This window comes from Amycolatopsis keratiniphila, assembly GCF_000400635.2.
GTDB classification, from domain to species: domain Bacteria; phylum Actinomycetota; class Actinomycetes; order Mycobacteriales; family Pseudonocardiaceae; genus Amycolatopsis; species Amycolatopsis keratiniphila.
This window is the reverse complement of sequence record NC_021252.1, coordinates 4,866,195-4,885,666: the sequence shown is the minus strand read 5'-3', so window position 1 is coordinate 4,885,666 and position 19,472 is coordinate 4,866,195. Positions and strand designations below refer to the sequence as shown.

The window sequence follows — 19,472 nt, the reverse complement described above, 5'->3', positions numbered from 1 at the left end:
TTCTGCACTGGGAAATCAGGCGTTCAGGCTGCGTGGCGATCGGCGTCCGCCGGGCGCGGAAGGTTCTGCGGCGACGGGACCGCCAGGCTCGTGCCGGGTACGAGCCGAAGGTGTCGACGTTGCTTGCGGGCACGGTCGGCATCGATTTCGGCCTGCCATTCCGACAGTCGCCGCCCGTCCATCCGTTTGAGGAAGTGCGGGATGTTGTTCGCGGGTACCCCGACGAGCCGCGGGCCGAGTACGGCCAGCAGGTCGGAGGCTTCTTGCGAGGACCATCCGGCCGCGGTGATGGCGGTGGTGTCGGGGAAGACGTCAGCGACCCGGTCGCGGCTGGGGTCGATGTGGGCGTCTTCTTTGCCGCCGTAGCTGTAGACCCACAGGAAGTTGCTGGGCGGGGCCGGCTCGATCAACCGCTTGAATCGGAGGACTTCCTTGGTATAGGCATAGAAAGTCACGTCCGGGCAGGCGCGCATGACGCGGCACCATGCGAGCGTGTACGGGTCGTCGAAGAAGTCTCCGGCGTCGTGGACGCGGATGAATTTCCCGGTGAACCGTGACGCTGAGAGTTCGCGGATCATGGCCGATTCCCAGCCGGGCAGGTCGTCGAGAACGAAGGCGAGATTGGCTTGGTGGCGGGCTTTCACGGCAGGGAAGCGGTAGGTTCCGTTGCGGGCGTAGCAGATCTGCGCGCAGGCCGAGGCCGCGGGACAGGTCACCTGTGTTCGTCCGTCGGGCAGCCGCGCCGCGAGCGCGGGCAGTGTCCAGTTCCAGACACCGATGGCGCGCATCGCCCGGTTCTGCGTCAGCAACCGCGCGGGCCGGCGTGAGCTAGCGAGTTTCGTGACGGGTAAAGACATACAGCACCTCACACAAGGCAGGCAGAGCAAGGAAGAGGGATCGGCTAAGCGCGCTTAGCGTCAGGCGGCTGGGTCGAGGTCGATGTGACGGTCGGTGCCGTCGTCGAACGTCGCCTCGTTGTCGATGCCGTCAAGGTCGACGAAGGCGCTGTCGTCGGTCTCACCGCCGGGGTCGGCGTACGCGGCGAGCTCGGCCGGGTCGGTGGTGATGAGCGCGTTCTCTTGGGGCGAGGCCAGGGCTTGGAAGGCGACTCGTTGTGTCCCGGTGCTGAGCAGGCCTTGTCCCTTGTCCGCGGAGACGAGGAACCGTTTCTCCCCGTCGGACAGGTTGAACGTCGTCACGATCTCGTCGATCGCTTGGGTGGCTTGGCGGAGCAGAATCTGTGTGGCGGCGTTGGCGATGATCGCCTTGCCCAGCTCGGTGCCGAGGACGTCGCCGACATCCTGTGTCGCGATGGTCAGGCCTGCCCAGTGTTTCCGGGCGGCTTTGGCCATGCGGTGCAGGAACCGCGCCCCGGCGGGGTCTTGCATGAGCAGCCACGCTTCCTCGACGGTGATTAGCCGCGGCCGCCGGATGGCGGGGTTGGAGACCCGCCGCCAGATCGTGTCCAAGGTGAGCAGGGTCCCGAGCGCGCGCAGCTCGTCTGGCAGGTCGCGGAGGCTGAACACGGTCAGGTGGCCCTCGGGCCTGGTGATGGTAGGCCCGGAGAACATCGCCGCGGACGCGCCGTCGACGAACGGATGCAGCCGGGACGCGAGGTCGGCTGCGACCGGATCATCGGTGCCGGTCAGGGTCGCGGACAGGTCGGCCAGCAGCGGGGCCTGACGGCCCCAGGACCGGGGATCGCTGGTGATCCCGGCATTCTTGTAGGTGGCGAGGAACGCGCGGTCGAGCACGGCCCGCTGGTGTGCGGACAGTTCCATGCCGAGCAGGACGCCGATCACGGTGTGCAGGAACAGAACGCGTCGTGTCAGCGCGTCCTTCGGCGCGGTGCGGCGTCCGTCCGGGCGCGTCGCGATCGGCAGGTCGAAGGGATTGATGCGGACCGCAGGGTCGCCGAGGCGGATGTAGGTGCCGCCGATCGCCTCGCACAGCCGGCGGTACTCGTCTTCCGGGTCGATGATCGCGACTTCGACACCCCGGTAGAGCGAGCGGAGCGCTTCGAGTTTGACCAGGTAGCTTTTCCCGGCGCCGGACCGGCCGAGGACGACGCTGTTGTAGTTGTCCGCGGCGAACCTGTTCCAGTGCACCAGGCCCTGGCTGCCGATGTTGAACCCGTACAGCACCCCGTCCGGCGCGGCGACGCTGGTCGGATCGGCGGGTGGAAGATCGGGTGAGGTGAACGGGAACGCGGCGGCCAGCGCGCTGGTGTCGAAGGTGCGGCGCATGCCGATGAGGTCCAGCGCGAGCGGCAGGGTCGAGACCCAGCCTTGCAGCGACCGGTAGGTGGTGGGCTGAGCGTTCATCAGCAGTGACGCCGCGAGGGACCGGACCGCGGCGACGTGTTCGGCGAGATCGGGTTCGCTGGTGGCGTGCACGGTCAGATACAGGCCGAACCGGTAGAGCTTTCCTTCGCCGCGGGCAACGCGGGCGGACAGGTCGTAGGCGTCCTCGGTGGCGGCCTCGACCATCGGGTCCAGTAGCCGCCCCTTCTCGTTGCTGTGCCGTCGTCCGGATTCCAGTTTGGACAGCTGGCGCTTGAGCCGGTTGGCGGCGGTGACAGGGTCGATCGGCTCGATGTGCAGCGAGACATCGACACGGCCGGGATAGGACAGCAGCGGCTGAAGCCATCCCGCGTGCACTTCGCGCGGGTAGCCGATGATCGCGAACGATGCGACCCACTCGCCGCCGATCTCCAGATGCCGCGGTGAGACCGAGAGCGAGTCCGGAGTGAATGCGCTCGCCCCGCCCGCCGGTGTTGCCGCCGTTCGCCGGGCGCGTCCTCGAGTGTGGCTGGTTTTCCTGCTCATAGGTCGTCGCCCTCCCAGTCGTCGAGTGCTGTTGCCTCCGGTGCCGCGCGGTGCGTGGGCTCCCCGCGGCTCCTTGGGGTTCGGAGGGATGGTTCATCCTCGGGTTCGGAGGCGGTGGTGATCACTTCGTCTGCGCCGGCGAGCCCGGCCGACGGCGGGATGAGGGTGTCGGGATTGCAGGCGGTGGCGAGGACGGTGGTGGCCTGCCCGGCGTCCAGCGGGGTGATCGTGATCCCGGCGGGGGAGAGCAGTTCGATGGCTTCGCCCAGGCGGCGCACGAGCCGGGTTTCCGCGGATCGCAGCGCGCTCTCGGTGACCGTGTCGCCGCGGTTGGCGTGACGGCGTGCGCGCAGGGCAGCCAGCGGTGACGCGCCGCCGAGCCCGTCGGTCGGACCGGCCGCGCGTACCGGTTCGCGCAGGACGATCAGCACCTGGCGGCGCAGCAGATCGGTCGAGCGGCGCAGCTGGTCGAGGTAGGTCGCGTGCTCGCGCGCGGCCGTTTCGAGCATCGGATGCGGCAGGCCGGGAGCGGCCTCGCGCAAGTCGTTGATCTGGTGGCTCAGGTCGAGCCGCTCGGCGCGGACGAGGATCTGCACGGGCGCGGAGATCGAGTGCAGGTACCGGCCGAACGACGCGACCAGCGCTTCCTGTTCGCCGGGGGTACGGAGCGCGAAGTTCACCGTGCTGGCGACCGCGACCATGGCCACGCCGTCGGACCCGAGGTCGATGACACCGGCTTCGGTGACCCCTTCCGCGGGCAGTCGCAGCGCGGCCGGAGACACCTGCGAACCGTCCGCCGCCCCAGTGTCGTCGTTCGCCGCGACCTGACTGGTCAGCCATTCGGGCGCGGGATGGACACCCTCTGGCGCGGCTACCCGATGCCGTGGCTGCATGCGCTGCCGGACGGCCGCGAGCACGAGCCGGTCGAGGCTCATACCGTCGCGCTGCCCCAGGGCCAGCACCGCGGCCACGACCCCGATCGGGACGGCGATGATCAGGTACACCAGCAGCGGCACCGTGCCGCGCGCCAGCGTCCACCCGCCGTACAGGACGATCCCGCTCACCGCGAGGATCGCCAGCTGCCGCGCGGTGAGATTGACGAGGACACGGTCCTCCCGATCCACATCGGACGGTATGCGCACAGGTTGGGTCATGGCTTCCTACCTCCAGAGGACGAGGGCTTCGGCGCGGGTGCTGGGGGCGCCGGTGGTGGAGTCGGCGCGCGGAACGCGACCGGGGGAGCGGCCGGAGTGCGCGGCCGGGCGTCCGCGGGGCGCGGCTCGGGACGCGGGGCTCGGAACACCGGCGCCGACGGAGTCGCGGTCGCGGGCGTGACCGGCCGGGATTCGTGACTCGGTTCCGGCGCAGCGGGCTGGAACCTCAAGTGCGGCGGGACCGCCGCGACACCGACCGGCCGCGCGGGCGCCTGCCCGTTCCCCTGGCGGCGTGACGGATTCGCCGCCTGGAACCGCGGGTTCGTCACGCGCCGCCGACCACCTCCAGGCGGTGGGAGCGGAACGGCGGCCCGGGGCGCCGAACTGAACTCCGGCTTGGGCGGCGATCCCGATGGAGCGGGGCTGACAGCGGGGTCGTGCGTCGTGGTTTGCGGACCCGGTTGCAGGAACTTCGGTTCTTGCGTAGGGACGCGCGGCTGCTGGGCAGCGCGCAGCCGCTCGGCGTCGTACTGCTGTTGCATGCGCTTGTTCACCGCTTCCGGAGTCGGGGCCAGCCGCGGTTGCGGCGGCCAGGGCGGGTCGGCGACAGAGGCACGCCCATCCCCGCTGCGGCCGCGGGGTGCTGTGGCGATGCCGGCTGCGCGGGATGCGCCTAACCCGCCGGAGCGACCGGCGATGGCGCCGAAGGTTTTCGCGGCGATCACGGCTTTGACCAAGCCGCCGAGAAACGAACGGCCGCCCCCGCCGAGCTTCGTGGCGGAGAGAAACCAGGACGGGATCTTGATCAGGATGTAGAGCAGTCCGAGGACGGCGAAGAGCATCATCAGACCGCCGCCGACGGAGCTGAACAGCTTCGTGCTGCCGTTGAGGAAGGTGTTGACCGCGACGATCAGCGTGAGCGATTGGACGACCTGGATACCGAGCGTCGCTCCGGTCGCCCGCCAGCCCCAGCGGGCGATGCCGTCGGTATGGGGAAGGGCGTGGCAGGCGACCCACAGCGGGGCGGACACGGTCAGGAGCAGCGTGAGGATCACCCGCACCACGTAGACCAGCAGCAGCGCGATGACCGCGATGACCAGGACGACGTTCAGCAGGATGACGAACAGCCCGCCGGAGGCCATCGCGGAGTAGGTGCCGTTGATCGACTGGGTGAGGTTGTCGCCGAGCTTGGGCGGATCCGCCCCGCCGGACAACACCGCAGTCGACAGCGCGTTCGCGAGCCGGATCGCCTTGTCGATGACGAACAGCGACAGCATCGAGGCGATGAAGGAGATGACGAGACGGGGCGCGATCTCCTTGATCGAATAGCGGCTCTGGACCGACTCGTGCGACATCACGATGATCCCGCCGATCATGATCAGCCCGCCGTAGCAGGCCAGCACGATCAGCCAGGAGTTGTTCCACAGGTTCGCCACTCCGGGCAGCGAATCCAGCGTCGGCGTGCTGAACGCGGTGTCGCCCAGCAGTTTCAGCAGAGGGTCGAGCGCGGACTTGACCAGCTCGCGGAACACCGCGTTGATGGCCTTGTTGATGCAGCCTTCGATGTTGGTGATCCCGCAGTCCGGGTCGTCACCGTCGGCGCCCGGCCCGGTCGGCCCCGGATGCGTGGAAGGCGGAGGGGAGCTGGGTTGAGGGATGCACCCTTCACCGACGCAGGGACTGCCGGGACTGGTGGCCGGAGCCGTGTTTGGTTCGCCGGGGGCGCAGCCGATTCGGCCGGGAAAGCAGCTCTCCGGCGGCGGTAGTTCGGTGATCGGCGGCAGCGGAGTCGCAGGGACCGACGGCCGTGGCGACCCAGTTGGGAAGTTGCAGATCGGGTCCGGTGAACCCGGCGCACACGTCTCACCCGGTGCGACCGTCGGGAGAGGCAGGGGAAGCTCGGGCTGCGGTTGCGCCGCCGCGGCCGGCGACACGGTAGAGGGCGGCGAAGACTCCGGCGCCGCCCACGCTCCGACCGCGAGAAGACAGCCGAGGACCACGACCAGGCCGATCGGAAGCAACCGCAGCAGGCGACGCCGCGGACGGCCGTTCCCGCCCGGGGCGAACGGGCTGAGCAGGATGCGTCCGCTGATCTTCACATGCGTGTCGGTCTCGCTGCGACCGGATGCGAGCGCGGGGTCGGGACGGGGCTCGGCCATGACCTCAGGCCCCGACAATCCCGCGCAGGATCTCCACGGCGAGCGGTGCCAGCGCCGCCAATCCGTAGCCCCACGCAGCGTTGCGGAAAGCCGACTTCGCCTTCTCGGTTTCGCCCGGGTCGCCACCGGCCAGCAGGTACCGAACACCGCCGACGGTCAGGAACACTGTCGCCAGGCCCGCCAAGATCCCGATCAACCAGTTGCGGATGTTGGTGAAGACTTGATCGACGGTGGTCGCGAGCGCGACGACGTGTGTGGCCGCCTGCGCTGGATCCACGGTTGCGCCACACAGCAGGACCGCGCTCACGGTCACGAGCGCGCTGCGGATCATCGGCCGCGCCACCGGGCGCGTGCTCGGACATGGGGTGTGATGAAGGGGTGGCGGGGGTGTCATGCGCATCGGCGCACCTCCGAAGTCGGCTCGTGTTCGGCGGTACGCGGAGAGCTGGGTGTGATCTCCCCGCGCCCCAAGAGGCCGAATTTCGGGTCGTTTTTCGACACCGAGCGTGAAGATTTGTTCTGGCCCGGCTGCCTGCCGTTGCGCAGACGTCCGCTTACAGCGCGTGATGCCTGTGCTGGGGCCTCGACCGGAACACCGCCGGCATCGGAGGCCATTGCAGTCAGCGCCGCGTCCGCGACCGGGTCCTCGGAGTCGGGGTCCGTTGCCTGATCGCGCAGCCACGCGACGAGTCGGTCTTCGGCCCGATCGCGGACCTTGAACGCGGTCTTGAGCGCTGTCTCACGACGCTGTGCCCACTCGGTCATCGACTCTTCACCGAGCCGCGTCGCCGAGATCAGCTCCGCTTCGACTGGGGTGAGAATCCGTTCGCCGACTGCCCGCGCGAGCACCAAGTCCGGGTGCCCGTAGGGCGGCCGCGGCGCGGTGGAGCGATAGCCCGAGCCTGCGGGAAGCGGAGCGTCGAGCGACTCTTCCAATGCCGCCTGCCCGGCGCGGCGGGCCGCGAAATGCAGCCGGACCGCGATGCCCGGATCGGTCAGATCCACCGTCGTAAGCGCCTGGATGAACCCGGCGAGAACTGCAGCGTGCACATCCGCGCGATCACCGCGATACCGCGCCGCCAGCCAACGTGCACTCGAGGCCAGTGACGGTAGTGCCATCCCGACGCACGCCACCGTCCACGCGCCGCCTCGGGCACGCGACTGCAGCACCAGATGCGCCCAGACGTCATCGCGGGTGCGGGGCGGGCACTGCTTGCTCATCACCCGGTCCCGCAACTCGTCCAACGGCACCGGCCGCCGCGGCAACCCGGCGAACTTCGAGCCGTGCAGCGCCATCGGTTCCGGCCCGGTCACCAGCCAACCGAAGGCATCGCGTGCCGTGTCCAAGGGCAACCATTCTCTTGTCATCACCTGCTCCTGTCCGGTAGCGGAATTGCCCCGTCAGGAAGCCGGAGTGGTGACAAGAAAAGAACAAGAAAAGCTACTAAAAGATCGCTGCTGAAAGGATTCAGTCCGGCGAGTGTGAGCGCTGGCGGAGCGCTACATTCGTAATGCCTTCGTGGTCGTTGAACTGGGGATTTAAGTGCTTCTTAGTTCGATCGCAGGCGCACTTCTGGCCGGGAATGTAAACAACTTCTGGTCGGCAGATCTGAGAAATCTGGAGCTGGATTGGTCGATTGGTCCTGCCGGAATGCTGTCGGCCAGTTTTGAAGAAGTGTCGATTTCGGTGTCGAAAAACGGGCTCGAAACCCGCCTCTTGGAGTGACCTGGCAGACCACGCCACGAGGAGGGCTAGCCCATGGCATCGACACCTCACGATGAGCCGAGGCGAGGTTGGCACCGACCGCCCCAACGGCGAACGCCGATACCGGTGCACGGCAGTAACCACCGGCGCAGGGTGCGCCTCCGTCCGCCCGCTGTCGGACGCGGTCGCGCGACGCGTCTGACCACTGTCTGGCCCTTCGCCGGCGCCGAGCAGTTGCCCGGAACCGCGCTGCTCGCCGGCTGGCTTGGACGCACGATCCTCACTCTCGTCAGGACCTACACCCGTCCCGGCGACCGCGTGCTCCTTCTGACCCCGCCGACCGCGATGCGCGCATCGCGGTCCCTCTCCGACCGGACCCGCGGCACCACCGTCTACGCCGGACTCGACGAAGCGGTCTGGACTGTCACCCGGCTCGGTCGCGGTGTCGACACCGCGACCGCCGTGCCGGAACATGGGCACCTCGGCGACGACAATCGTCCGGCCCCGTCTGACCGAACGGAGTCCGAGTCGCGATCCGGACTCAGGCGGCCCGAGCTCGGCCCGGTCACCGAACCGGACACCGACTCGGCGCGCAGGCGCCGTCGGACCGTACACCGACCGCGAGGTCGATTCGACCTCATCATCACCGCCGTCGATCCACTCTCCGCCGACTGGCTCGGTCACACCGATTTGGGCGTGCTCCTCGCTCCGCGAGGACTGGCCGCCGTCATCACACACAGTGAAACTCGTGGCGGGCGCCTGCTCGATCCTCAGGCGCAGATCGTGGACACGCTGGGTAAGCGCGGGTTGAGTTGTCTCGACGCTATCGCCGTGCTCACCGCACCGGTCACCCCGGAAGCCGCCACCGTCGCCAAGCCGGTCCGCGGTGTGCTGCCGTCGCGCAGGGCTCACCAGGACCTCGTGCTCTTTGGACGACTGGCGGACGCGGCCGACCGGACGGAGGTCGCGAATGTTTGACCAGCCAGGCAGCCCGGTTCTGACGTCGGTCTGGCCGACCGGGACGGCCAGTGTGGCGACCCAACTGGACGAGGGCGGCTACCACGACGCCACCGGCACTGACACCGAGTCGATGGCCCCGGCCATTGCCCGGCACGCCATCGAAGTCTTCACCCCGCCCGGTGGGGTGGTGCTCGATCCGGACTGCGGATCCGGGACGACCATCGTCGAAGCACTGCGTTGCGGGCGGCACGCGATCGGGCTCACCGGACAACGCCGATGGTGGCGCCTGGCCCGCGCGAACGTGACCGCCACAAAGGCTCGCGGCGTGTTCGTCGACGGGATGGTTCTCGTCCTCGACAGACGCCCCGGCACGGCTACCGCCGCGGCAACGGCGGGACTGACTGGCCGCATCGACCTCCTGCTGACCACCCTGCGCCGCGGCCCGGCCGGCGACCTCACGGCGGCGCTTGAGCGGCTGAACACCCTGCTGACGCAGTACCGGCACCTGGTGCGCCCGGGCGGGTATGTCGTCGTCACCTGTGCACCCGAGCGGCATCCGGCCGGGCACGAACTGCTCGACGTTCCCAGCAAGATCATGGCCATCGGCGTCGCCGTCGGGCTTGCACCAGTGGCGCGCAGTGTCGCGCTGATCGCTGACGCTCGTCAGCGCCGGGTCCGCACGTACGCCACGGCTGCCGAACGCCGCGCCGTGGCTCACGCGGAACGCGCTCTCGGCCACCCCATCGCACTGCCCGCGCACCACACCGCACTCGTGTTTCGCGCCGATCCTGAAGCCGGGAGCCGAGTGACTGCGCTTCCAGTTCCGCCACTGCCCGCTCGCCGTGGGCTGGCAAGGCTGGGTGATACGGCACGTGTCCTATCGAACGCGGCGTAGGGGTGCTCCTGATGCTCGGTGACTTTTCTAAGTATCGGAGCGAGAGACCGTCCACTGGGGACACCAGCGACATGTCCAGCTGCGGTGAGGCGGGACTCGGACCCGGCCGAGACGGTGTCCGCTCCGTCCACCATGAACCGCCGAGTTCTATCGGCCGCCGCCGACCGGAGGTGCCGCAATGGGTTTGAGTATCGTTCCGGTCACCTTTCGCCAGGCGTGCGATTTCATCGCCGCGCATCACCGGCATCATCGGCCGCCGCGCGGGATGAAGTTCGCCGTGGGCGTCGCCCAGGAGACCGAGCTCGTCGGTGTGGCGATCGTCGGTCGGCCTGTTGCCCGTCACCTCGATGACGGGGTGAGCGTCGAGGTGACGCGCACCTGCACGACCGGGGCCCGGAACGCCAACTCCAAGCTGTACGGAGTCTCGTGGCGCGTCGCTCGAACACTCGGGTTTCGGCGACTGATCACCTACACGCAGGACGGTGAGAGCGGCGCGAGTCTGCGCGCGGCCGGTTTCCGTCCGGTCGCCGATCTTCGGCCGCGTCCGGGTTGGTCCACTGTGTCGCGACCGCGCGAGTCGCGCGGTGTCGATGGGATCCGGCGGACGCGGTGGGAGATCCGAGCGGACCGGTAGTTCACGCGATCGGGTAGGTCGTCCGATCCGCTCAGGATTGCCTTGTGCGCCAGCTGTTTCAGCTGGTACAGCTGGCGATCGGCCGACGCTACCGCGTCCGATCAGCTGATCCGTTGCTGAACCGTGCTGTGCGCATCACTGGAGGAGGTGAATGTTGTGACGGACGACAGTCCGCGTGTGAGCACTTCCGCGCTGGATTCCGTCGATGGCGGTGCGGCGTTGGCGGCTTCGATCCGGGAGCTCGCCAGCGCGGTCCGCGCCTTGGCGGCACATGCGCCCCGCGATCCCGACGCGCTGCTGACAGCGGAGGACGTCGGTGCGTTGCTCGGCTTGTCGCCGAGGACGTTGAAGGATCGTGCTGCGGCCGGGGTGTTTCCGCATCGCCGGTTCGGCAAGCACTACCGGTTCAGCCGGGAGGACGTCGCGGAGATCGTGCAGTTGACGAAGAACGCGGTGCGTCCGTACCGCGGTGGCATGCGTGCTGCGTGAGCGTCGGCCCATCACGTCCCGGAACTGGCCGGGGCGCTCGCCAAAGAAAGAGAGGTATCCGTCGTGGCCTACGCACAACCAACCGACGGTGATCCGCCGGGCTGGCGTGCTCGGTTCAAACGTCCTGACGGGACGTGGGGAAGCAGGTCGGGTTTCAACACCGAGAAGGCGGCCGAGGCGTGGGGTGTGGAGCAGGAGGCGTTGATCCGGCGCAACCTGTGGCTGGACCCGCGGGAAGCGGAGATGTTGTTCGGCGTGTTCGCCGAAGAGTTCATGGACGCGGTCGGTCCGCGGCTGGAGCCGACGACATCGGCGAAGTACCGGTCCTTTCTGGACAACCATCTACTCCCGCAGTGGTCGTCATGGCCGCTGGCCGGGATCTTCAACAGCTACGTCGAGATCGAGAAGTGGCTCTCGGAGTTGCACGAGGACTACGCCGACTCGTCGGTGGCGTCGATCTTCTCGCTGTTCTCCACGATCCTGGGTGCCGCGGTCAAGGCGAGGAAGATTCCCGCGAACCCGTGTGCCGGGATCCGGGTCACTTCGGGCGAGTTCGAGATCGAGAACCTCGTCGCAACTCCGGTGCAAGCACTGAGGGCGTCGATGCGGCTCTACGAGAGCGGACTCGGACTCGCCGGATTCGTGCTCGGTCTGCTCGACTTCTACACCGGTTCCCGGTGGGGCGAGTTGGTCGGTCAGCAGCGGCACGAGTACGACAGCGAAGCACGGGCGATCCAGATCCGCGAGCCGCTGAAGGAGATCGGTGGACGATTGTTCAAGGGTGGTCGCCGGGTCGACACCTCGCGGCTCGCCGATCTCGGTCACCGGCCGACTCGCCCGGTGACACCGCGACGACAGGGCGGTCGGGCGAAGAAGGGCAGGACCAAGACTCCGGCGGGCACGCGGAGCGTGGAGTTGCCGCCGAGCATCGCGGTCTTCTATGAAGAGCTGATCGACAGCCACAGCTTCCCGTTCATCCTCTGCAGTGCCGAGGGTGCGCCGTTGCGGCGGTCGAACTTCCGCAACCGGTACTGGCGCCCGGTGTGGGACGGCAGTGACGCTGAACACACGCGGTCGGCGGAAGTGGTGCAGCCGATCCTGCCGACCTTCACCTTCCACGAGGGCAGGCATAGCCACAGCACCTGGCTCGCCGAGGACGGCATCCCCGAAGTCGCCCGGCGAGCGCGGCTCGGGCAGAAGATGAAAGGCATCGCGAGGGTCTACGACCACGTGACTCCGCTGATGCGCCGTCAGATTCTGCAGGCGCTCGAGACCCGGTGGATCGGTTCGTTGGTCGCGCTCACGCCGAGTGAGCGGACGAAGCTGGGGGAGTGGTTCCCGCACCTGCACGCCACTTTCCGTGACGGGCAGTTGGAGACGGCCCCGAGGGCCATCGCCATTTCATCGCCATTGAACGACTGAAGCCCCGCCCCTCCGAGGAGGAGCAGGGCTTCTGACCTGCGAAAACAGATGGTGCGCGATACTGGGATTGAACCAGTGACCTCTTCCGTGTCAGGGAAGCGCTCTCCCGCTGAGCTAATCGCGCGAGGTGGAGACGGGATTCGAACCCGTGTACACGGCTTTGCAGGCCGTTGCCTCGCCTCTCGGCCACTCCACCGTGTCAGGCCCGAGAGGGCCTTCCGAGCGGATGACGGGATTCGAACCCGCGACCCTCACCTTGGCAAGGTGATGCGCTACCAGCTGCGCTACATCCGCACATCCTCGGTCTGGATGGGAGTTCAGAGCCTCGCGGTTCTGTCTCTCACCCCGTCGCCGTGGTGTGTGTGAACACTATCCGATCCCGAAAACGGCTCTGCAACCGGGGTGCCACTTGCTGTTCGCAAGGCCGTCATCAGGCCAGATCGTTGGGGATCAGGTGCGTCAGGGCGTCGTCGACGTCGACCCACAGGTGCTCGTTGCCCGGGAGCACGACGTCGTAGGTCCGGTCGAGGAAGTCGGCCAGCTCCTGAGCGGACGCCTCGAACATGGCGTGCCCGGACGGCGAGTTCAGTTCGATGAGGACGGACTCGGGGTCTTCGACGGACGGGCGGATGCGTACGTCGCCGTCGCCCGCGTCGGCCAGGAGGCCGTCGGCGAGGAGATCGCGCGCGTAGACCCACTCGACCCAGCCGGCGCGGCCGGTGCGGAAGGCGGCCACGACCGCGTACGGGTCGCGAGTGTCGTATCGCAGTTCAACCTTGACCGGAACCGCGGGGGTCCGCGGCGCCAGGAGGTCGAACACCGCCGTCGAGCGGAGCGTCACGTGATCGTTGCGCATCGTCCTACCCTTCGTCTCCTTCCCGGCCCGGTCGAACCGAGTGGCGATGATGTGACGTATCGGCCGGCTGATCGGAACGCGGTTTTGCCGCAGATCACCCGGACGGGGTCATCGGACCCCGGGTCCATACTCCGTCACCCCATCATCACCCGCGCGACGCGCAGCCCTACATGCGCCCTGCAGGCAGTCCACATGTACATACTGCGCGGTTTAGTCGTCACGCGATAGCACCGTCGCACGAATGTCGAAACGCGTCGCGGGCGGCCCCCGGCCCGGACAACCCCGGCTAGCTCGTGGTTGTTCGCTCCGTACTTGCTGGTGAGCGGAGTGTGGTCGGAGGGAACCACCCGTTTGCAGGCCCCCTAAAGTCGTGGGGTAGAGTCTGCCGGACACCGCGAGCGGGCGATTAGCTCAGCGGGAGAGCGCTTCGTTCACACCGAAGAGGTCACTGGTTCGATCCCAGTATCGCCCACCGGATGAAGGCCCTGGACCGTCGGTCCGGGGCCTTGATTCATTCTCGGCCACCTGACGGCGGTGAGCCGTCCGGAGGCATTCGATCCCCAGGTCGGACGCGGGTTGTGTGGGGGCGGTACTTCTGCCGTCGCGGGCGGCCCGGCTTGTCCGGGTGGATCCACACTGGCCGATCGAGGGCGCGGCGAGCCGCCGGTTCGAAGATCCCCGAAGTCCGCCCTGCCGGCCGGTGTGGACATTCGCCGGAGACCTCGTGTCGCGCCACGAAAATGTCGCATGATCCGATCATTGAGACTTCTTTGTGATCCTCGGCACGAAACCTCCGACGAAAGGTCCAGACCATGAAGAAGGTGATGTGGGGCATGGTCGGACGGCTCACTCGTCCGGCTCCGGCCGCGGGGCCGTCGTGACGCCGACGTGATGTGACGAAACGTCACGCCGGTGACCGATTGACAAGGTAGGTCGGCGCGCGGTGAGCGCGCCGGGCGGGCCGCGGTCCTCCCGGTGGGTGAAATCCACAATGGACCGGCCGGAGATCGACTTCCGTGAACCGTCCACTGTGGAGTTTTCCGGGCTGTTCGGCCGATCGGGGAAGCGGTGCTCCAAGTGGCCGGAAGTCTTGATAATTGGTGACTACTTTGAGTAGTTGTTCGGGGATACGGTCTATTACGCATCGTCATCATCTTGTTATCAACGCGGCATTCATTTGCCGGATGCTTGCCCAGGGTGTGGCTGGAAATCCTTGTAACGATGGCCGGAGAGTGGCCGATACCTTGGCGTGTGTCGCCCCATCGGCCGCTGAGAGACCATGAGAATCGATCACTCTTCGAGATCACTCTCATTTACTCAGCGTGTTGATCCGGCGTTCGGGAATCCCCACTCCGGGAGGTCTGATGGAAGAGTCGGTGCGGCCGTCGTCCACCGTCAACGGGACGCCGCAGCACATCGACCTCCAGTCGATTCCGCTTCCTCCTCAAAGGGGTGCGGGCGATGCAGCCGCGGTCGACACCACGTCGGCGCGGCCCCCTTACGCGGCTTGGGAATCGCGCTACCGCGCCTGGGTCATCGGTAGTGACGTTTTCACCGCGTTCGTGCTCATCGTGATGAGCGCCTTCTTGATCGATCGATCCGATCCGCACGACATGCACGCGCTCGGCACCGCCGCGGCCTTCTTGTTCGGGCTGTCGGCCAGCCGTGCCTGGAGTCCGCGTGTGCTGGGCGAGGGGGCGGAGGAGTACCGGACGCTGGGGCGCGGCCTCGTGGCCACCGCCGTTCTCGTCGCGCTGGGCGGCCTGCTCTTCGGCGCGCTCGCCGTGCAGCCGTGGGTCTTCATCGTCGTCCCGATGATCTCGGTCTTCATGTTCCTGCAGCGATACGCGCTGAGACAGGTGCTGCACCGGCGCAGGCGGCTCGGTGAATGCCTGCTGCCGGTGCTCGCCGCCGGAAGTCCCGACACGGTCGCCGACCTGATCGCCCGCACCAAGGCCGATCCACATGTCGGCTGGCGGGTGGAAGCCGTCTGCACGTATTCCGGTGCCGGCGCGGAGCGGGGGAGCGGCGAGGTGGAAGGCGTCCCGATCGTCGGGAAGCTCGACGACCTCGCGAGCCACGTCCGCCGCGGCGGCTACCGGGTGGTCGCCGTGACCGCCGATCAGCACTGGAACCCGAAGCGCCTCCAGCGGCTCGCCTGGGATCTCGAAGGAACCTCGGCCGAGATGGTGGTCGCGCCGATGCTGATGGAGGTCGCCGGACCCCGGCTGAACGTCTCCGGCGTGCTCGGCATGCCGCTGCTGCGGGTGACCGCGCCGATGTTCACCGGCGGCCGCCGTCTGGTCAAGGAGGCGCTCGACCGGTTCGGCTCCGCCCTGCTCCTCACTCTCGTTTCCCCGGTGCTGCTGGCCATCGCGGTCGCGATCAAGCTGGACGACCACGGCCCGGTCATCTACCGGCAGCGTCGCGTCGGCCGCGACGGGCACACCTTCACGATGCTGAAGTTCCGCACGATGGTCACGAACGCCGACAAGCTCAAGCAGGATCTCCAGGCGGACAACGAAGGCGCGGGCCCGCTGTTCAAGATGCGGAAGGATCCTCGGGTGACCCGGGTCGGCGGTCTGCTTCGCCGGTACTCCCTCGACGAGCTGCCGCAGCTGCTCAACGTCGTGAGCGGGCGGATGTCGCTCGTCGGCCCTCGTCCGCCGCTGCCCGAGGAGACCGCGAAGTACGCTCCCGACGCGCGCCGCCGTCTCCTGGTCAAGCCGGGGCTGACCGGGCTCTGGCAGGTCAGTGGCCGCAGCGACCTCAGCTGGGCCGAGAGCATCCGCCTCGACCTGCGCTACGTCGAGGACTGGTCGCTGGCCCTCGACCTGGTGATCCTCTGGAAGACCTTCCGCGCCGTGGTGCAGGGACGAGGTGCCTACTGACGCCTTCCTGTGACCGGACCCACACGCACAGATAGTTGAGCGAGAAATAGTTCAGCGCTCAACTAGGTTGGGACGGGTACAAGGACGCGTACGGAAGGAAGATCCACCCATGACCACCAGCGTTGAGCCGACCGAAGCCTTGAACCTCCCGCAGGACGTTCAGGACCTGTTGTTCCGCGAGGCCCGCACCGCGAACAACTTCAGCGACGAGCCGGTGACCGACGAGCAGATCCGCGCGATCTACGAGCTGGTCAAGTGGGCCCCGACGTCGATGAACAACCAGCCGCTGCGCGCGCTGGTGATCCGCACCGAAGAGGGCAAGAAGCGGCTGTCCCCGCTGATGTCCGAAGGCAACCGTGCGAAGACCGAGGCCGCGCCGGTGACCGTCGTACTGGCCGCCGACACCGAGTTCCACGAGAACCTGCCCCGCACCTTCCCGCACTTCCCGGGTGCCAAGGACCTGTTCGCCGACGAGGCGGGCCGCGTCGAGACCGCCAAGCTCAACGCGCTGCTGCAGGTCGGTTACTTCATCATCGGAGTCCGCGCCGCCGGGCTGGCCGCCGGCCCGATGACGGGCTTCGACGCCGAGGGCATCGACAAGGAGTTCTTCGCGGACAAGCCGTGGAAGTCCCTCGTCGTGATCAACGTCGGCAAGCCGGGCGAGAACCCCTGGTTCGACCGCCTGCCGCGGCTGGACTTCGACGAGGTCGTCGAGACCGTCTGACCTCGTTCCTCGCCACACGAAGGCCTTCTTCCGATGGGAAGGAGGCCTTCGTGGTGTTAGGGGTAACGCGCGTGAGCCGCGCCGCACCTGACGACTAACATCACGGGAACCATCCGCTTTAACCGCGAGGAGTCCATCGTGTCCCAGCCGTCGTCAGTAGCAGCCGCAACCGCCCCGCGCGTGGTGGTACCGGCGGGCACTACGGCGGGCACCGCGGTCCGCGAAGCCGGGCTGCCGACCAAGGGGCCGGACACGATCGTCGCCGTGCGCGACGCCGAGGGGAACCTCCGCGACCTCGCCTGGGCCCCGGAGGCCGAGGTCGAGGTCGAAGCCGTCGCGGCGAACACCGAGGACGGCCGCAGCGTCATCCGCCACTCGGCCGCCCACGTGCTCGCCCAGGCCGTGCAGCAGCAGTTCCCGCAGGCCAAGCTGGGCATCGGCCCGCCGGTCAAGGACGGCTTCTACTACGACTTCGCCGTCGACACCCCGTTCACCCCGGAAGACCTGCAGGCGCTCGAAAAGCGCATGAAGCAGATCGTGAAGGGGGCGCAGCAGTTCTCCCGCCGCGTCTTCGACTCGGTCGACGAGGCCAAGAAGGAACTGGCCGACGAGCCGTTCAAGCTCGAACTCGTCGACATCAAGTCCGATGTGGACACCTCCGAGGTGATGGAGGTCGGCGGCGGCGAGCTGACCATCTACGACAACCTCGACCCGCGCACCAAGGAGCGCGTGTGGAGCGACCTCTGCCGCGGCCCGCACGTGCCCACCACCAAGTTCATCCCGGCGTTCAAGCTCACCCGGGTCGCCGCCGCGTACTGGCGCGGTGACGACAAGAACCCGCAGCTGCAGCGGATCTACGGCACCGCGTGGGAGTCCGCCGAGGCGCAGGACGTCTACCTGGAGCGGCTGGCCGAGGCCGAGCGGCGCGACCACCGCAAGCTCGGGGTGGAGCTGGACCTGTTCTCGTTCCCCGACGAGATCGGCTCGGGGCTGCCGGTGTTCCACCCCAAGGGGGGAATCATCCGGCAGGAGATGGAGAACTACTCGCGGCAGCGGCACGTCGAAGCCGGGTACGACTTCGTCTACTCGCCGCACATCACCAAGGGCGCGCTGTTCGAGACCTCCGGTCACCTCGACTGGTACCGCGACGGCATGTACCCGGCGATGCACCTCGACGCCGAGCACAACGAGGACGGTTCGGTCCGCAAACCCGGCCAGGACTACTACCTCAAGCCGATGAACTGCCCGTTCCACGACCTGATCTTCCGTTCGCGCGGGCGGTCCTACCGGGAACTGCCGCTGCGGATGTTCGAGTTCGGTTCCGTGTACCGCTACGAGAAGTCCGGCGTGATCCACGGCCTGACCCGGGTGCGCGGCATGACGCAGGACGACGCGCACATCTTCTGCACCCTGGAGCAGGTCCCCGGCGAGCTGAAGTCCCTTTTGGACTTCGTGCTGAACCTGTTGCGCGACTACGGTCTCGACGACTTCTACCTCGAACTGTCCACTCGGAACGACGAGAAGTACATCGGTTCGGACGAGGTGTGGGACGAGGCGACCGAGGTGCTCCGCACCGCCGCCGTGGACTCCGGGCTGGAACTGGTGCCGGACCCGGGTGGCGCCGCGTTCTACGGGCCCAAGATCTCCGTGCAGGCGAAGGACGCGCTGGGCCGCACCTGGCAGATGTCGACCATCCAGCTGGACTTCATGCTGCCCGAGAAGTTCGAACTCGAGTACACCGCGGGCGACGGCAGCCGTCAGCGCCCGGTGATGATCCACCGTGCGCTGTTCGGCTCGATCGAGCGGTTCTTCGGCGTGCTGACCGAGCACTACGCGGGTGCGTTCCCGGCGTGGCTGTCGCCGGTCCAGGTAGTCGGCATCCCGATCACCGAGGACCAGGTCGAGCACCTGCGCGGGGTCGAGAAGGCACTGCGGGCCAAGGGGATCCGGGTCGAGGTCGACGCGAGCGGCGACCGGATGCAGAAGAAGATCCGCACCCACACCACGCAGAAGGTGCCCTTCATGCTCCTGGCGGGCGCGAAGGACGTCGAGGCCGGCGCGGTGTCGTTCCGGTTCCGCGACGGCGGCCAGATCAACGGTGTCTCGGTGGACGACGCGGTCGAAGCGATCGTCGGCTGGGTCCAGCGCCGTGAGAACGCTTCGCCGACCGTGGCGGGCTTGGAGGCGGTACTCCGGTGACGGGCCCCGATGGCCCGGAAGCCGTCGGACAGGACGGTGTGGGGGTCCCGGACGCTTTGCAGCGTCTGTGGACCCCGCATCGGCTCGCCTACGTGCAGGGGTCGAAACGGCCCGACGAGGGTTGCCCGTTCTGCCATCTCCCCGAGAAACGTGACGAGGACGCGCTGATCCTCGCGCGCGGGAAGACGGTGTACGCGGTGCTGAACCTGTACCCGTACAACCCCGGGCACCTGATGGCCGTGCCGTACCGCCATGTCGCGGACTACACGGATCTGACGCCGGAGGAGACCGTCGAGGTGGCGGAGTTCACCCAGCACGCGATGCGGGTGATCCGGGAGGTTTCGTCGGCGCACGGGTTCAACATCGGGATGAACCAGGGCGTGATCGCCGGCGCGGGGATCGCCGCGCATCTGCATCAGCACGTCGTGCCGAGGTGGGGCGGCGACGCGAACTTCATGCCCGTGATCGGGCACACGAAGGTGTTGCCGCAGTTGCTGGGGGAGACGCGGCAGTTGCTGGCGGACGCCTGGTAGGTCCGGCCGTTCTCGGGGCGCCC

Annotated in this window: 17 protein-coding genes and 4 tRNA genes; 11 read left to right on the top strand and 10 right to left on the bottom strand. The window is 67.8% G+C overall.

Going from position 1 to position 19,472, the window contains the following annotated elements:
- Positions 1-23: 23 nt before the first annotated feature.
- The 6 genes from AORI_RS63290 to AORI_RS63265 are packed head-to-tail and all read right to left on the bottom strand — an operon-like array spanning position 24 to position 7,488.
- Complete coding sequence (locus tag AORI_RS63290; protein WP_046199809.1) at positions 24-857, bottom strand: GP88 family protein; 834 nt, start codon at positions 855-857, stop codon at positions 24-26.
- A gap of 60 nt (positions 858-917) precedes the next feature.
- The gene (locus AORI_RS63285; protein ID WP_016334797.1) at positions 918-2,828 is read right to left on the bottom strand and encodes a VirB4 family type IV secretion system protein; all 1,911 of its coding nucleotides are present in this window, start codon (positions 2,826-2,828) and stop codon (positions 918-920) included.
- The gene (locus AORI_RS63280; RefSeq protein ID WP_043848158.1) at positions 2,825-3,982 is read right to left on the bottom strand and encodes a PrgI family protein; all 1,158 of its coding nucleotides are present in this window, start codon (positions 3,980-3,982) and stop codon (positions 2,825-2,827) included. Before AORI_RS63280 ends, AORI_RS63285 begins: the two co-directional genes overlap by 4 nt.
- Positions 3,979-6,141: a TrbL/VirB6 family protein gene (locus AORI_RS63275; protein ID WP_016334795.1), complete on the bottom strand. Its 2,163-nt coding sequence runs from the start codon at positions 6,139-6,141 to the stop codon at positions 3,979-3,981. The genes AORI_RS63280 and AORI_RS63275 overlap by 4 nt, the downstream gene beginning before the upstream one ends.
- A gap of 4 nt (positions 6,142-6,145) precedes the next feature.
- Positions 6,146-6,472 (bottom strand): pilin, encoded by a 327-nt coding sequence (locus tag AORI_RS63270; protein ID WP_043848886.1) that lies wholly within the window; start codon positions 6,470-6,472, stop codon positions 6,146-6,148.
- Positions 6,473-6,531: 59 nt separating this feature from the next.
- Entirely contained in the window at positions 6,532-7,488 is a 957-nt protein-coding gene (locus AORI_RS63265; RefSeq protein WP_016334793.1) for a hypothetical protein, read from the bottom strand.
- Between the two features lie 196 nt (positions 7,489-7,684).
- Between AORI_RS63265 and AORI_RS83390 the strand changes: the two genes are divergently transcribed.
- The 6 genes from AORI_RS83390 (at position 7,685) to AORI_RS63240 (ending at position 12,246) form a co-directional block, all read left to right on the top strand.
- Positions 7,685-7,867 (top strand): hypothetical protein, encoded by a 183-nt coding sequence (locus AORI_RS83390; protein WP_123798455.1) that lies wholly within the window; start codon positions 7,685-7,687, stop codon positions 7,865-7,867.
- A gap of 132 nt (positions 7,868-7,999) precedes the next feature.
- Positions 8,000-8,824, top strand: coding sequence for a hypothetical protein (locus AORI_RS63260; protein WP_016334792.1), 825 nt, complete (start codon positions 8,000-8,002; stop codon positions 8,822-8,824).
- Positions 8,817-9,701 (top strand): DNA methyltransferase, encoded by an 885-nt coding sequence (locus tag AORI_RS63255; protein ID WP_016334791.1) that lies wholly within the window; start codon positions 8,817-8,819, stop codon positions 9,699-9,701. The genes AORI_RS63260 and AORI_RS63255 overlap by 8 nt, the downstream gene beginning before the upstream one ends.
- A gap of 178 nt (positions 9,702-9,879) precedes the next feature.
- Positions 9,880-10,335, top strand: coding sequence for an XF1762 family protein (locus AORI_RS63250; RefSeq protein ID WP_016334790.1), 456 nt, complete (start codon positions 9,880-9,882; stop codon positions 10,333-10,335).
- Between the two features lie 177 nt (positions 10,336-10,512).
- Positions 10,513-10,824 carry a helix-turn-helix domain-containing protein gene (locus AORI_RS63245; protein WP_228688149.1) on the top strand — a complete coding sequence of 104 codons (312 nt, stop codon included), beginning with the start codon at positions 10,513-10,515 and terminating at the stop codon, positions 10,822-10,824.
- Between the two features lie 63 nt (positions 10,825-10,887).
- Entirely contained in the window at positions 10,888-12,246 is a 1,359-nt protein-coding gene (locus AORI_RS63240) for a tyrosine-type recombinase/integrase (protein ID WP_016334788.1), read from the top strand.
- A gap of 49 nt (positions 12,247-12,295) precedes the next feature.
- On the opposite strand, the gene AORI_RS63235 is transcribed toward AORI_RS63240, so the two are convergent.
- From AORI_RS63235 to AORI_RS63220, 4 genes are all read right to left on the bottom strand, one after another.
- Positions 12,296-12,370: transfer RNA gene (locus AORI_RS63235), tRNA-Val, on the bottom strand.
- A gap of 1 nt (position 12,371) precedes the next feature.
- A tRNA-Cys gene (locus AORI_RS63230) sits at positions 12,372-12,442 on the bottom strand.
- Between the two features lie 25 nt (positions 12,443-12,467).
- Positions 12,468-12,540, bottom strand: a tRNA-Gly gene (locus tag AORI_RS63225).
- A 136-nt stretch (positions 12,541-12,676) separates the two neighbouring features.
- A complete protein-coding gene (locus AORI_RS63220) occupies positions 12,677-13,102 on the bottom strand; it encodes an SsgA family sporulation/cell division regulator (RefSeq protein WP_005159130.1) in 426 nt (141 codons plus the stop codon).
- A gap of 400 nt (positions 13,103-13,502) precedes the next feature.
- On the opposite strand from AORI_RS63220, the gene AORI_RS63215 reads away from it, so the two are divergent.
- From AORI_RS63215 to AORI_RS63195, 5 genes are all read left to right on the top strand, one after another.
- A tRNA-Val gene (locus tag AORI_RS63215) sits at positions 13,503-13,574 on the top strand.
- Between the two features lie 892 nt (positions 13,575-14,466).
- The gene (locus AORI_RS63210; protein WP_016334786.1) at positions 14,467-15,993 is read left to right on the top strand and encodes a sugar transferase; all 1,527 of its coding nucleotides are present in this window, start codon (positions 14,467-14,469) and stop codon (positions 15,991-15,993) included.
- A gap of 109 nt (positions 15,994-16,102) precedes the next feature.
- Positions 16,103-16,717: a malonic semialdehyde reductase gene (locus AORI_RS63205; protein ID WP_016334785.1), complete on the top strand. Its 615-nt coding sequence runs from the start codon at positions 16,103-16,105 to the stop codon at positions 16,715-16,717.
- Positions 16,718-16,897: 180 nt separating this feature from the next.
- Positions 16,898-18,916 carry a threonine--tRNA ligase gene (thrS, locus tag AORI_RS63200; protein WP_016334784.1) on the top strand — a complete coding sequence of 673 codons (2,019 nt, stop codon included), beginning with the start codon at positions 16,898-16,900 and terminating at the stop codon, positions 18,914-18,916.
- Positions 18,913-19,449 (top strand): HIT family protein, encoded by a 537-nt coding sequence (locus AORI_RS63195; protein WP_016334783.1) that lies wholly within the window; start codon positions 18,913-18,915, stop codon positions 19,447-19,449. The genes thrS and AORI_RS63195 overlap by 4 nt, the downstream gene beginning before the upstream one ends.
- Positions 19,450-19,472 lie beyond the last annotated feature (23 nt).

Coding starts and splice junctions, on each gene's coding strand:
- AORI_RS63290 (WP_046199809.1), bottom strand. CDS start 857: ATGTCTTTACCCGTCACGAAACTCGCTAGCTCACGCCGGCCCGCGCGG.
- AORI_RS63285 (WP_016334797.1), bottom strand. CDS start 2,828: ATGAGCAGGAAAACCAGCCACACTCGAGGACGCGCCCGGCGAACGGCG.
- AORI_RS63280 (WP_043848158.1), bottom strand. CDS start 3,982: ATGACCCAACCTGTGCGCATACCGTCCGATGTGGATCGGGAGGACCGT.
- AORI_RS63275 (WP_016334795.1), bottom strand. CDS start 6,141: ATGGCCGAGCCCCGTCCCGACCCCGCGCTCGCATCCGGTCGCAGCGAG.
- AORI_RS63270 (WP_043848886.1), bottom strand. CDS start 6,472: ATGATCCGCAGCGCGCTCGTGACCGTGAGCGCGGTCCTGCTGTGTGGC.
- AORI_RS63255 (WP_016334791.1), top strand. CDS start 8,817: ATGTTTGACCAGCCAGGCAGCCCGGTTCTGACGTCGGTCTGGCCGACC.
- AORI_RS63250 (WP_016334790.1), top strand. CDS start 9,880: ATGGGTTTGAGTATCGTTCCGGTCACCTTTCGCCAGGCGTGCGATTTC.
- AORI_RS63220 (WP_005159130.1), bottom strand. CDS start 13,102: ATGCGCAACGATCACGTGACGCTCCGCTCGACGGCGGTGTTCGACCTC.
- AORI_RS63210 (WP_016334786.1), top strand. CDS start 14,467: ATGGAAGAGTCGGTGCGGCCGTCGTCCACCGTCAACGGGACGCCGCAG.
- AORI_RS63205 (WP_016334785.1), top strand. CDS start 16,103: ATGACCACCAGCGTTGAGCCGACCGAAGCCTTGAACCTCCCGCAGGAC.